This window comes from Nocardioides sp. FY1077 (assembly GCF_058681775.1).
Map to the genome: position 1 here is coordinate 278891 of NZ_JBZWDB010000005.1, position 12212 is coordinate 291102.

General features: G+C 74.9%; 11 protein-coding genes. 5 read left to right on the forward strand and 6 right to left on the reverse strand.

Going from position 1 to position 12212, the window contains the following annotated elements; genetic code table 11:
- Positions 1-89: 89 nt before the first annotated feature.
- Together AC4OR8_RS18415 and AC4OR8_RS18420 are read left to right on the forward strand one after the other, a co-directional pair.
- Positions 90-1346, forward strand: coding sequence for a Wzz/FepE/Etk N-terminal domain-containing protein (locus tag AC4OR8_RS18415; protein WP_492167062.1), 1257 nt, complete (start codon positions 90-92; stop codon positions 1344-1346).
- The gene (locus AC4OR8_RS18420; RefSeq protein ID WP_492167063.1) at positions 1343-2515 is read left to right on the forward strand and encodes a glycosyltransferase; all 1173 of its coding nucleotides are present in this window, start codon (positions 1343-1345) and stop codon (positions 2513-2515) included. The genes AC4OR8_RS18415 and AC4OR8_RS18420 overlap by 4 nt, the downstream gene beginning before the upstream one ends.
- Before the next feature lie 580 nt (positions 2516-3095).
- Here AC4OR8_RS18420 and AC4OR8_RS18425 read toward each other — a convergent pair.
- Positions 3096-4592: an exopolysaccharide biosynthesis polyprenyl glycosylphosphotransferase gene (locus AC4OR8_RS18425; RefSeq protein WP_492167064.1), complete on the reverse strand. Its 1497-nt coding sequence runs from the start codon at positions 4590-4592 to the stop codon at positions 3096-3098.
- Between the two features lie 313 nt (positions 4593-4905).
- Between AC4OR8_RS18425 and AC4OR8_RS18430 the strand changes: the two genes are divergently transcribed.
- From AC4OR8_RS18430 to hemW, 3 genes are all read left to right on the forward strand, one after another.
- Positions 4906-5574: an MOSC domain-containing protein gene (locus AC4OR8_RS18430; RefSeq protein ID WP_492167065.1), complete on the forward strand. Its 669-nt coding sequence runs from the start codon at positions 4906-4908 to the stop codon at positions 5572-5574.
- Between the two features lie 81 nt (positions 5575-5655).
- Complete coding sequence (locus AC4OR8_RS18435; protein WP_492167066.1) at positions 5656-7476, forward strand: AMP-dependent synthetase/ligase; 1821 nt, start codon at positions 5656-5658, stop codon at positions 7474-7476.
- A 110-nt stretch (positions 7477-7586) separates the two neighbouring features.
- Positions 7587-8825, forward strand: a complete 1239-nt coding sequence (gene hemW / locus AC4OR8_RS18440) for a radical SAM family heme chaperone HemW (RefSeq protein ID WP_492167067.1) — start codon at positions 7587-7589, stop codon at positions 8823-8825.
- Here the strand turns inward: hemW and AC4OR8_RS18445 are convergent.
- The 5 genes from AC4OR8_RS18445 to AC4OR8_RS18465 are packed head-to-tail and all read right to left on the reverse strand — an operon-like array spanning position 8818 to position 12160.
- Positions 8818-9384 carry a DUF4870 domain-containing protein gene (locus AC4OR8_RS18445; protein WP_492167068.1) on the reverse strand — a complete coding sequence of 189 codons (567 nt, stop codon included), beginning with the start codon at positions 9382-9384 and terminating at the stop codon, positions 8818-8820. The two genes, hemW and AC4OR8_RS18445, sit on opposite strands and share 8 nt — an antisense overlap.
- Before the next feature lie 22 nt (positions 9385-9406).
- Positions 9407-10252, reverse strand: a complete 846-nt coding sequence (locus tag AC4OR8_RS18450) for a DUF3097 domain-containing protein (RefSeq protein ID WP_492167069.1) — start codon at positions 10250-10252, stop codon at positions 9407-9409.
- Positions 10253-10299: 47 nt separating this feature from the next.
- Positions 10300-10485 (reverse strand): hypothetical protein, encoded by a 186-nt coding sequence (locus tag AC4OR8_RS18455; RefSeq protein ID WP_492167070.1) that lies wholly within the window; start codon positions 10483-10485, stop codon positions 10300-10302.
- A 48-nt stretch (positions 10486-10533) separates the two neighbouring features.
- Complete coding sequence (locus AC4OR8_RS18460; protein WP_492167071.1) at positions 10534-11397, reverse strand: MBL fold metallo-hydrolase; 864 nt, start codon at positions 11395-11397, stop codon at positions 10534-10536.
- 55 nt (positions 11398-11452) lie between these two features.
- The gene (locus tag AC4OR8_RS18465; protein WP_492167072.1) at positions 11453-12160 is read right to left on the reverse strand and encodes a hypothetical protein; all 708 of its coding nucleotides are present in this window, start codon (positions 12158-12160) and stop codon (positions 11453-11455) included.
- Positions 12161-12212: the final 52 nt, after the last annotated feature.

Genomic DNA, 12212 nt, shown 5'->3' on the forward strand with positions numbered 1-12212 from the left:
ACCTGCACCGCTCGGGGGCGCGGGTGCCGGGAAGATCTCCTGGCGCCGTGGATCAGTGGGCCGACGACCCGGCCCCCGGAGAGCCTGACATGGAGCTGCGTGACATCGGTGCCGCCCTGTGGCGCCAGCGGGTGCTGGTGGCGCTCGTGCTGCTGCTGACCGCCGGGGGCGTGCTGCTCGGCGTGGCCACTGCTACGAAGACCTACACCGCGCAGGCCACGCTGGCCGCCGAGCCCGCGCCCGCCGCCCCCGCCACCGACGAGCTCGACGCCCAGCGCGCCACGCTCGCGGAGCTGGCGGTGAGCCCGCAGGTGCTGGAGGGCGCCGTCGCGCGCGCCGGACTCGACCGCGACCTCGACGAGCTGCGGGGCCGGGTGCGGGCCCAGGTCGTCCCCGACACCGTGCTCATCGAGGTGCGCGTCGACGACACCGACGCCGACGGTGCCGCCCGCTTGGCCAACGCCGTGTCGTTCGCCCTCCAGCAGAGCGACCCCACCGGCGCCTTCGAGTTCACCGAGACCGCGCCCGCGCGCGCGCCGGCGACGTACGCCAGCCCCGACCTGCCGCTGGCCCTCGGCGTCGGCACGCTGCTCGGCCTCGTGCTCGCCGTGGTGGCCGGGCTCGCGCGCGACCGCCGCACCTACACCGTCAAGGACGCGTGGGGCGTCGAGGCGGCGGTGCACGCTCCCGTGCTGGCCCACGTCTCGCCCCCGCGCGACCCCACGCTGCAGGCGATGTACGCCGGCACGCCGGCCGCCGACGTCTTCCGCCGCCTCCGCGTCGCCCTCGAGGCGCGCACCGCCGGCAGCCCCCCGCGGCTGGTGGTGGTCACCGGGGTCACCACCGGTGACGTGAACGCCTGGCTCGCGGCCAACCTGGCGGTGTCGCTGGCGGCCTCGGGCCGCGGCGTCCTGCTCGTCGACGCCCGCCTCGGCGGGCCGGACACGCCTCCGACCGACGAGCCCGACACCGCAGGCCTCGTCGACGTGCTGCAGGGCACGCCGTGGCACCGCGCGGTGAGCCCGGGCCCGGTCGAGGGGCTCAGCGTCCTGCCGTCGGGGCGGGCGGCCGACGGCACCCACCTCACCCTGCTCGAGGAGTCGTTCGCGCAGGTGGCGGGCGAGCTGGTCGACCACTTCGACGCCGTCGTGGTGATCGCGCCCTCCCTCGACGCCGGTGACGACGCGGTCGTCATGTCGGCGGAGGGGAGCATGCTGCTGGGCGTGGTCGAGGGCGTGATCAGCCCCGAGGCCCTCGCCGCCCACTCCGACCGGTTCGTGGCCCGGGGCGTGCGCCTGGCCGGCACCGTGCTGATCGGGCACCGCGCCGAGGTGGTGCCGGCGTGACCGCCCGCAGCCCCGTCCCCGCGCCCGCCCCGGGCCCCGACGCGACCCCGGGCCGCCCCCACGTCCTGCACGTCAGCGTGCCGACCAGCGAGGGCACCGCCGAGGTCGCGATGACCTACGTGCGCGAGCAGCTGGCCCGCGGGTGGCGGGTGACCGTCGCCTGCCCGTCCACCGGCTGGCTCGGGTACTCCGCGCGCGAGGCCGGCGCCGACGTGGCGTGGTGGGCCGCGACCCGCGACCCCGGCCCGAGCACGCTGGAGGAGACGCTGCGCCTGGGCGCGCTGGTGCGGCGACTGCACCCCGACCTCGTGCACCTGCACAGCTCCAAGGCGGGACTGGCCGGCCGCCTGGCGGTGCGGGGGCGGGTCCCCACCCTGTTCCAGCCCCACGCCTGGTCGTTCCAGGCCGGGTCGGGCACCGCGAGCCGGCTCGCGCTGCACTGGGAGCGGTTCGCCGTGCGCTGGACCGACCAGCTCGTCTGCGTCGGCGACGGCGAGCTCGCCACCGGGCGCGCCGCCGGCGTCCGGGGAGAGGCCACGGTGGTGCCGAACGGCGTCGACCTGCGCCGCTTCGAGCCCACCAGCGCCGAGGACCGGGTCGAGACCCGCGCCCGGCTCGGGCTCACCGAGGCGCCCACCGTCGTGTGCGTGGGCCGGCTGAGCCACCAGAAGGGCCAGGACACGCTGCTCGCCGCCTGGCCCGCGGTGCGGGCGCAGGTGCCGGACGCCCGGCTCGTGCTGGTGGGCAGCGGTCCCGACGAGGACGTCCTGCAGGCGCAGGCCGCGCGCCTCGACGGCGTCGAGCTGGTGGGCGCCCGCGTCGACGTGCCGGCCTGGTTGAGCGCGGCCGACGTCGTCACCGTGCCCTCCCGCTACGAGGGCATGGCGCTGGCCCCGCTGGAGGCGATGGCCTGCGCCCGCAGCATCGTCGCCAGCGACGTGCCGGGCATCGCCGAGAGCGTGCCCGACGGCACGGGCGCCCTGGTGCCGCCCGGCGACGCCGCCGCGCTCGCTGCCGCCCTCGCCGAGCGGCTCGCCGACCCCGACCTGGCCGACGGGGAGGGCTGGGCCGGCTACGACCACGTCAGCGCCCACCGTGACGCCGGCGAGGCCGCCCGCCGGGTCACCCAGCTGTCGGTGGCCCTGATGGCCGCCCGCGCCCGCCGCTGACGCCGTACGGCGGCCGTCTCGAGACCCTCGGTGCCAGCGGGTCTCGATACACCTCGTCGCTGGCGCTCCTCGCCACTCGACCACCGAGGAGGCGCCGGGCGGTCTCGATACACCTCGTCGCTGGCGCTCCTCGGCACTCGACCACCGAGTGCAGGCGTGCGCGTCGCGCCCGGCCACCGAGGAGGCGGCGGCCTGTATGTCGTGCGGGTGGCCCTGTTTCGTTGGTCGAGTAGCGAGCGCCAGCGAGCGTATCGAGACCCCTGTCGTGTCCTGGGTGGTCTCGATACACCTCGTCGCTGGCGCTCCTCGGCACTCGACCACCAAGGGCAGGCGTTCGCGTCGCGCCCGGCCACCGAGGAGGCGCCGGGCGGTCTCGATACACCTCGTCGCTGGCGCTCCTCGGCACTCGACCACCGAGGGCAGGCGTTCGCGTCGCGCCCGGCCACCGAGGAGGCGCCGGGCGGTCTCGATACACCTCGTCGCTGGCGCTCCTCGGCGAAGGCAGGCGTGCGCGTCACGCCTGGCCACCGAGGGCAGGCGTGCGCGTCGCGCCCGACCGCCGAGGAGGCGGCGGCCGGTGTCAGCCGGCGGCGTGCTCCCGCTCGGTGCGGCGCTGGGCGGCGAGCTCGCGGGCAAGGTCCTGGGCCACCTCGTGGGCGCTCGGCCGGGCCGAGGAGCGCGCGTGGGGCCGGGCGCCGGCGGCGGCGGGGCGCCCCGTCGAGGGCGGTGCCACGAGCTGCACCGGGCGGCGCGCCGGTGAGGCGGTGACCGTGACCGGCTCGGGGACGGAGGCGGTGGGCTGCGGGCGGGTCAGCGTCCGCACCGTGCGCACCACGATCTTGATGTCGCCCCAGAGCGACCAGTTCTCGATGTAGTAGTTGTCGGCGCGCACGCGGTCGTGGATCGAGGTGTCGCCACGCAGGTCGTTGACCTGGGCCCAGCCGGTGAGGCCCATCGGCACGCGGTGGCGCTGGCCGTAGCCCTTGGTGTCGCGGGAGAACTGCTCGACGAAGAAGGGCCGCTCCGGGCGGGGACCCACGATGCTCATGTCGCCGCGCAGGATGTTGACCAGCTGCGGGAGCTCGTCGAGGCCGGTGCGGCGCAGGAACCGGCCGACGCGGCCGATGCGGTGGTCGTTGTCGATGTTCCAGGCGGTGGCGGCCTCGTTGGGGTCGGCCGGCTTCATCGAGCGGAACTTCAGCAGCTCGAAGCGGTGTCCGCCGCGGCCCACCCGCACCTGGCGGAAGATCACGCCGGGGCCGGTCTCGACGCGCACGGCGACGGCGATGGCCAGCAGCAGCGGCGCCAGTGCGGCCAGTGCGAGCGCCGACAGGGTGGCGTCCATGGCCCGCTTCACGAGCAGCGCGTGGGGACGCACCCGCCAGCGGCGCAGGCGCAGCACGGCGACGTCGCGGACGACCTCGGTGCGGCCCGGCCGGTCGACGCCCAGCATCTCGTAGAAGCGGGGGACGACGAAGACCTGCTTGTCCTGGCTCTGGCACCAGCGCACCAGCGAGATGGTGCGGTCGTCGGTCTGGGTGCCGAAGGCGAAGATGACGTCGTTGACGTCGAGGGCCTGCATCGCGTGCGGGGTGTCGGAGAGCTGTCCGAGCAGCGGCACCGGCAGCTGGGTGCCGGGCGCGACGTCGTCGTCGATGATGCCGACCGGGCGCAGCCCCAGGCTCGGGTCGGCCTGCAGCGAGGTGGCCAGGCGCCGTCCGATGCCGTCGGCGCCGACGATGATGACCGGGTGGGCGAGCACGCCCCGGCGCCGGCCGGCGCGCACGGCGGCGTACGCCGCTCCGCGCAGCACGGTCAGCAGCAGCAGCACGGTCGCGCCGAACGCCACGGCGGAGGTGAAGCCGGCCAGGCCCATGCCGAGGTCGGCGCCACTGGTGCCGAGCAGCACCACGGCCGCGACCAGCGCGGTGAGGGCCATCGCCGGCAGGTCCTCGAGGACCGACAGCACCAGGCGCGAGCGCTGCAGGTGCAGGCCGCGGCTCACGGCGGCGGTGCCGATGGCGGTGAGGACCACGCTGGTGGTCGAGACGGAGTCGTGGACGGCGCTGGCACCCATGACGGCCAGCAGGTCCGCCGCGACGAGAAGCGGTGTGACGCTGGCCAGTCCTGGCACAGCGTCAGCAAGACGAAGACGCATTTGTTCTGATACCCCCCGGTATGACTACTTCTATGTAACCCGATCGGCCCCCCGCAAACCAACCGCTGTGGGTGACGCGTCACACGATCGCTGACGTCGTGTCGACCTCGCTGCGGACTGTGGATCTCCTGTGGATCGCGCGTGGCCGCGACGTGGGTCGGGACTCACCGGGGTGTGGACCTGCCGAGCGCCGTCGGCGCGGTCCGGCAGCCTGCGGTGGCACCATCGGGACGTGCCCCACGTGCGATCGGTCAACGTCGGCCGCCCCCGGGAGGCGGCGTGGGCGGTGATCGGGCGCACCTCCATCGACAAGACGCCGGCGCGCGGGGCGGTGATGGTCACCGCCACCGGTCTCGTCGGCGACCAGGTCTCCGACACCCGCCACCACGGCGGGCCCGACAAGGCGGTCTACGCCTTCGCCCGGGAGGACCTCGACGCCTGGGCCGAGCGGCTGGGCCACGAGCTGCCCGACGGACGGTTCGGCGAGAACCTGACCACCGAGGGCCTCGACGTCAACGCCAGCGAGGTCGGCGAGCGCTGGGAGGTGGGGGAGGCCCTGCTCGAGGTGCGCTCGGTCCGCACGCCGTGCCAGGACTTCAAGGCGTGGATGGGCCGCTGCGGCCACGACGACCGGGCGTGGGTGCGGCGCTTCGCCGAGACCGCCAGGCCGGGGCCCTACCTGCGGGTGCTGGCCGAGGGACCGGTGCGCGCCGGCGACGACGTGCGGGTGGTCCACCGCCCGGGTCACGGCGTGACGGTCTCGACGATGTTCCGGGCGTTGCACGGCGAGCCGGCCCTGCTGCCGCAGCTGCTCGCGGTGCCGGACCTGGTGGTGCAGGCCCGGCTGCGGGCCGAGGCGTACGTCGCGGGGCAAAACTCCGCCGGGCCCGTGACCACCTGAGCGATCCTGCGGCCGGCCCGGTGGGACGTGACGTAGGTTACGGGCACCGTCGCCACCCCCGAACCGCAGGAGCGCCACGTCATGCCCGCCAACACCGACACCAGCTTCGTCGACCACCTGACGCAGAACGTCGCCGTCCTCTTCCTCGACCGGGTGGCCGCCTCGCCCGACGCCGAGGCCTACCGCTACCCCGTCGGCGACGCCTGGGAGTCGGTGACCTGGGCGCAGACCGGCACCCGCGTCTCTCGCCTGGCCGCAGGGCTGCTGTCGCTGGGCCTCGAGCCCGAGCAGCGGGTGGGCATCGTGGCCGGCACCCGCTACGAGTGGGTGCTGGCCGACCTCGCGATCATGTGCGCGGCGGGCGCCACGACGACGGTCTACCCGACCACCAACCCCGAGGACACCGCCTACATCCTCGGTGACGCGGAGTGCCGCGTGGTGTTCGCCGAGGACGACGAGCAGCTCGCCAAGATCGCCGCGCACCGCGCCGAGCTGCCCCACCTGCTCACGGTCGTGACCTTCGACGGCGCGGCCGACGGCGACGGCGTCCTGTCGATGGACCAGCTCGCCGCCCGGGGCGACGCCTACCTCGCCGAGCACCCCGACGTGATCGAGCAGACCGCCAAGTCGATCCCGGCCGACCAGCTCGCCACCCTGATCTACACCTCCGGCACGACGGGCCGGCCCAAGGGCGTGCGGCTGCTGCACCGCGGCTGGGTCTACGAGGGCGCGCTGATCAAGGAGCAGGGCATTCTCGACGAGACCGACCTGCAGTTCCTGTGGCTGCCGATGGCCCACTCCTTCGGCAAGGTGCTGCTGTCGTCGCAGCTGGCGTGCGGCTTCGCGACCGCCATCGACGGCCGTGTCGAGCGCATCGTGGAGAACCTGGGCGTGGTGAAGCCCACCTTCATGGGCGCCGCGCCGCGCATCTTCGAGAAGGCGCACGGTCGCATCGTCACCATGACGGCCGCCGAGGGCGGCGCCAAGGAGAGGATCTTCACCAAGGCCTTCGCGGTCGGCCGCAAGGTCGACGCGCTCAAGCGCGACGGCAAGCCCGTGCCGCTGCCCCTGAAGGCCCAGCACCGCGTCTTCGACAAGCTCGTCTTCAGCAAGGTCCGCGACCGCTTCGGCGGCCGGGTGAAGTTCTTCATCTCGGGCTCGGCGGCGCTGAACTCCGAGATCGCGGAGTTCTTCCACGCCGCCGGCATCCTCATCCTCGAGGGCTACGGCCTCACCGAGAACTCCGCGGGCGCGGCCGTGAACCACCCCGAGGACTACAAGATCGGAACCGTCGGCACCGCGATGCCCGGCAGCGAGATCCGCATCGGCGAGGGCGACGAGATCCAGATCAAGGGCCCGCACGTGATGGCCGGCTACCACAACCTGCCCGAGGAGACCGCGAAGGCGTTCACCGAGGACGGCTGGCTGCGCACCGGCGACAAGGGCAGCCTCGACGCCGACGGGTTCCTCACCATCACCGGTCGCATCAAGGACCTGTTCAAGACCTCCGGCGGCAAGTACATCGCGCCCTCGGCGATCGAGGCCAAGTTCAAGGCGCTGTGCCCCTACAGCAGCCAGTTCATGGTCTTCGGCAACGACCGCAACTTCTGCGTCGCCCTGGTCACCCTCGACCCCGACGCGATGGTCGGCTGGGCCGAGGAGAACGGCATGTCCGGCGCCTCCTACACCGAGATCGTCCGCTCGGAGAAGGTCCACGCCATGGTCGGCGGCTACGTCGACCAGCTCAACGACAAGCTGAACCGCTGGGAGACCATCAAGAAGTGGGACCTCCTCGACCACGACCTGACCATCGAGTCGGGTGAGCTCACGCCGTCGATGAAGGTCAAGCGCAACGTCGTCGAGGGCAACAACTCCGAGCGCATCTCCGCGTTCTACTCCTGACCGGAGCGGCCGGGGGCGGGCGCCGCCCCCGGGCCGTCCCCCCCTCGGCCGTCCCGGGCGCCGGCCCGCCCGGACGGCGGCGAGGGCGGTGCGGGTGGGAGGATCGGGCGATGCCCTCCTCCCTGCCCGACGGCGACGCCGCGCCGGCCGACGGCTCCCTGCCGCCCGAGGCGCTGGCGCGCCTGGGACAGCGACCGTTCGGGCTCTACGTGCACGTGCCGTTCTGCGCCGTGCGCTGCGGCTACTGCGACTTCAACACCTACACCGCCGAGGAGCTCGGCCCCGCCGGCGGCGCGCCGGGCGCCTCGCGCGCCACGTACGCCGCCGCGGCGGTGGCCGAGGTGCGGCGGGCGCGACGCACGCTGGGCGACGTCGACCTGCCGGTGTCCACGATCTTCGTCGGCGGCGGCACCCCGACCCTGTTGAGCCCCGACGACCTCGGTGCGGTCGTCGAGGCGGCGGCCCAGGAGTTCGGGCTCGCCCCCGACGTGGAGGTGACCACCGAGTCCAACCCCGACAGCGTCACGGCGGCCGACCTGGCCCGGCTGCGCGAGCGCGGCTTCACCCGGGTGTCGTTCGGCATGCAGTCGCAGGTGTCCCACGTGCTGCGCGTGCTCGACCGCACCCACGACCCGCTGCGGGTGCCGCAGGTGGTGCAGTGGGCGCGCGAGGCCGGTTTCGACCAGGTCAGCCTCGACCTGATCTACGGCACGCCGGGGGAGTCGCTCGACGACTGGGCGGTCTCGGTGGACGCCGCCGTGGCGTGCGGGCCCGACCACGTCTCGGCGTACTCGCTCATCGTGGAGGACGGCACCGCGCTGGCGCGCCGGGTGCGTCGCGGCGAGCTGCCGATGCCCGACGAGGACGACCTCGCCGACAAGCACGCGCTGGTCGACCGGCGCCTGGTGGCCGCCGGCCTCGGGTGGTACGAGGTGAGCAACTGGGCGCGCGGCATGCCCGACGACGCCTCGTCGCGGTGTCGCCACAACCTGCTCTACTGGACCGGCGCCGACTGGTGGGGCGTCGGTCCCGGAGCCCACTCCCACGTCGGCGGGGTGCGGTGGTGGAACGTGAAGCACCCGGCGGCGTACGCCGACCGGCTGGCCGCCGGCGTCAGCCCGGCCCACGCCCGTGAGGTGCTGAGCGCCGAGGACCAGCGCGTGGAGCGGGTGCTGCTCGAGCTGCGCCTGCGCGAGGGCATGCCGCTCGGGGTGCTCGACGACGCCGGCCGCGCCGCGCTGCCGGGCCTGGTGGCGCGCGGGCTGGTGCGGGTCGAGGGCGACCGGGTCGCCCTCGAGGACGACGCCCGCCTGGTGGCCGACGGCGTCGTGCGCGAGCTGCTCAGCTGACCATCCGGATGGTCAGCGGGTAGCGGTACAGCTCGCCGCGCGAGGAGCGCACCGTGCCGATGATGGTGAAGACCAGCCACACCAGGCCGACCACCGGCAGCAGCACGAAGCCGATCAGCACGAAGCACAGCGCGAACGCCACGAGGCCGTAGACCAGCACCGACAGCTGGAAGTTCAACGACTCCACCGCCTGCGCCCGCACCGCCGGCGACGTCGGGCCCTTGAGCACCATGACCAGCAGCGGGCCCAGGAACGACAGCGCCACTGCGGCGCTCGCCAGCGCCGACCAGTGGGCCGCGCAGCCCCAGGTGCGCTCGTCGGCGGTGAGCCCGTCGGGGCCGCGGACCTGGCCGGGCCCCCACGCCTGCCCGTAGCCGGGCGGGCCCCAGGGCTGGCCGTGGGGGACCTGCCCGTACCCGGGCTGTCCGTGCTGGTCCGGCTGTCCGTACTGGTCCGGCTGTCCGTACGGGCCGGGCTGCCCGTACCGGGGCGGCTGGCCGGAGCGCCAGGCGTCGCCCGCCTCGTCGTCGGGGGACGGGGGCGGGGTGGGGTCGCTCATGGGTCCTCCGTGGCGGGGCGGGTCACTCGACGGTGACGAAGTCGATCAGCTCCTCGACCCTACCGAGCAGCGCCGGCTCCAGGTCGTCGTACGACGCGACGCGCGACAGGATGTGCTTCCAGGCGCGGGCGATGTCGGCCTGGTCGCGGTGGGGCCAGCCGAGGTGCTGGCAGACCCCCTTCTTCCACTCGATCGAGCGCGGGATCGTGGGCCAGGCGCTCAGGCCGAGGCGGTCGGGCTTGACCGCCTGCCAGACGTCGACGAACGGGTGGCCCACGACGAGGACGTGCTTGCCGACGGGCGAGCGGGCGATGCCCTGCGCGATGCGGCTCTCCTTGGAGCCCGGCACGAGGTGGTCGACCAGCACCCCCACCCGGCGGCGGGGGCCGGGCTTGAAGTCGACGAGGTGGTCGGCGAGGTCGTCCACGCCGCCGAGGTACTCCACGACCACGCCCTCGATGCGCAGGTCGTCGCCCCACACCTTCTCGACCAGCTCGGCGTCGTGGCGGCCCTCCACGAAGATGCGGCTGGCCCGGGCGACCCGTGCCGGCGCGCCGGGCACGGCCACCGACCCCGACGCGGTGCGGGTGGGGGCGGCCGGCGCGGCCGCCCGACGCGGGGCGACGAGCACCACCGGGCGGCCCTCCAGCAGGAAGCCGGGCCCGAGGGGGAACGTGCGGCGCCGGCTGCGCCGGTCCTCGAGGGTCAGGGTGTGCAGGTCGCGGTCGACGGCGACGATCTCGCCGACCCAGTCGGTGGTGACCTCCTCCACGACCGCGCCCAGCTCGGCGGGGGCCTCCACGGCCCGGCCGCGCTTGGGGGCACGCCAGTCACCAGAGAGGACGTCGCCGCCGTACCGATCGCTCACCGCTGCAGGCTAGGCGGCGCCGCCGACAGCAGGCGGCGCCGCGCCGCTCAGGCCTCGGTGTGGTCGTCCTCACCCTCGGACTGCTCGGCGGGCTTGCCGTCGGTGAGCAGGTCACCGGCGTCGTCGCCGGCGGGCAGGCCCTCGGCCAGCGGGTTGTCGTCGCCGGGCACCAGGTCGGCGGGCAGCTGCTCGTCGGGGATGCCGGCGGTGGACTCGTCGGGGGTCTGGGTCATGGCCCGACGCTAGTGCCGCGCCGCGGCCGCGTCGAGGGTCGGGGGCGGTCAGACCAGCGGGAGCCGGCGCGGGGTGCGCGGCAGCTGGGCGTAGGCCCGCGACACCGCGTCGGCCAGGCTCGCCGGCGGGTAGGGCCAGGGGCCGGTGGCCAGCGCGTCGGACTCCGGCACGCCCTGCGCCACCAGCTCGCGCAGGGTGGTGGCCACGAGGCCGACCTCGTTGCGCTGCACCTCCACGAAGTCGCGGTCGACGGGGGAGCCGTGACCCGGCACCACCACGGACCGGGCGGTGGTCAGCCCGAGCACGACGTCGAGGCTCCAGGGCCACTCCAGCGGGAACGAGTCGGGCCCGTACGCCGGCACGCCGCCGGGCCACGACCCATCGGCGGGCGGCGCCTCCTCCACGGCGTCGCCGGCCACCAGCACGTCGACGTCCGGCACCCGCACCACCAGGTCGCCGGCGGTGTGTCCCCGTCCGGGGTGCACCAGCTCGAGCACGCGGTCGCCCAGGTCGACCACCGTGGCGGAGGAGAACACGTGGTCGGGCACCACCACGGAGGTGGCGTGCACGTCGGCGGCGTGCTCGCCGCGGTAGGAGCCGGTGCCGCGCTGCGCGACCTCGGCCAGCACCGCGGCGGCCGCCTCGTGGGCGTGCACGGGCAGCGGGCCCCAGGCCTCGACGAACGCGCTCGTGCCCCAGGCGTGGTCGTGGTGGTCGTGGGTGGCCACGACGGCCACCACGTCACCGGCCCCGAGGCGGCGCACGTCGTCGACGACCTCGCGGCCGGCCCGCAGCGAGCCGTGGGTGTCGACGGCCACCAGCCCCCGCTCACCCCCCACCAGCACGACGTTGACGTCGCACCACGCGCGCCGCGAGACCCAGACGCGGTCGGCGATCTCCAGGAAGCCCATCGGGCCAACCTAGCCCCGCCGGCGAGCCGCCGAGCCGTCGCGCGGGGGACAGCGCTCAGCAGACGCCGGCGTCGAGCTCGCGGCGCAGCATGTGGGCCAGCTCGGCGGGCGTGCGGGCCTCGCGGGGGAAGACCAGCCGGGTCGCGTGGGCGCCGCGCTCGTCGATCCAGTGCACGTCGACGCCGCCGGTGGTCAGGGTGCCGAGCGAGACGCCGAGCAGGCGGTCGGGGCCGAGCCCGGTGGCCGCCGACACCGCGCGGCGCAGCTCGTCCTGGTGGCAGCGGCCGGCGTGCTCGGCGCAGCGGCGCAGGTAGCCGCGGTTGAGCAGGTGGGCGCGCGCCAGGAAGTCGGTGACCGGCACCGGCAGCAGGGCACCGGGCCCGAGCCGCACGACGACGTGCTCGGGGACCAGCTGCACGATCTCGCGCACCTCGTCGCAGCAGTCGCAGGCCTGGGTGCCGGCCACGAGCAGGTGGCCCGAGAGGGTCAGGCCCGGACCCGGTCGGCCGCGCTCGTCGGTGCCCTCTACGGTGAGCACGACCCCGGCGCCGCGGGCCGCGGCGAGGGCGAGCTCGGTGCCGGGCAGGGCCAGGAACGTCGGGACACCCTCGTGGTCGGTCATGCCGAGGCCGTCGTCGTCGAGCGCACCGCTGGTGCCCTCCACCACGAGCGCCGCCTCGGTGGCCGCGGCCAGCAGGCTGCGCGCCTCGGCGGCGAGCTGGAACGGGTCGTGCAGCGGCCGGGTGGTGCTGTCGGCGGTCATGCGGGCCTCCGGGCGGCGTACGGCGAGCGGGTGTTAGGTGAGCCTAACCTAC

What these genes read in the sequence shown, in the direction of transcription:
- AC4OR8_RS18415 (WP_492167062.1), top strand. Translation starts at nt 90, where the DNA reads ATGGAGCTGCGTGACATCGGTGCCGCCCTGTGGCGCCAGCGGGTGCTG.
- AC4OR8_RS18425 (WP_492167064.1), bottom strand. Translation starts at nt 4,592, where the DNA reads ATGGGTGCCAGCGCCGTCCACGACTCCGTCTCGACCACCAGCGTGGTC.
- AC4OR8_RS18435 (WP_492167066.1), top strand. Translation starts at nt 5,656, where the DNA reads ATGCCCGCCAACACCGACACCAGCTTCGTCGACCACCTGACGCAGAAC.
- hemW (WP_492167067.1), top strand. Translation starts at nt 7,587, where the DNA reads ATGCCCTCCTCCCTGCCCGACGGCGACGCCGCGCCGGCCGACGGCTCC.
- AC4OR8_RS18445 (WP_492167068.1), bottom strand. Translation starts at nt 9,384, where the DNA reads ATGAGCGACCCCACCCCGCCCCCGTCCCCCGACGACGAGGCGGGCGAC.
- AC4OR8_RS18455 (WP_492167070.1), bottom strand. Translation starts at nt 10,485, where the DNA reads ATGACCCAGACCCCCGACGAGTCCACCGCCGGCATCCCCGACGAGCAG.
- AC4OR8_RS18460 (WP_492167071.1), bottom strand. Translation starts at nt 11,397, where the DNA reads ATGGGCTTCCTGGAGATCGCCGACCGCGTCTGGGTCTCGCGGCGCGCG.
- AC4OR8_RS18465 (WP_492167072.1), bottom strand. Translation starts at nt 12,160, where the DNA reads ATGACCGCCGACAGCACCACCCGGCCGCTGCACGACCCGTTCCAGCTC.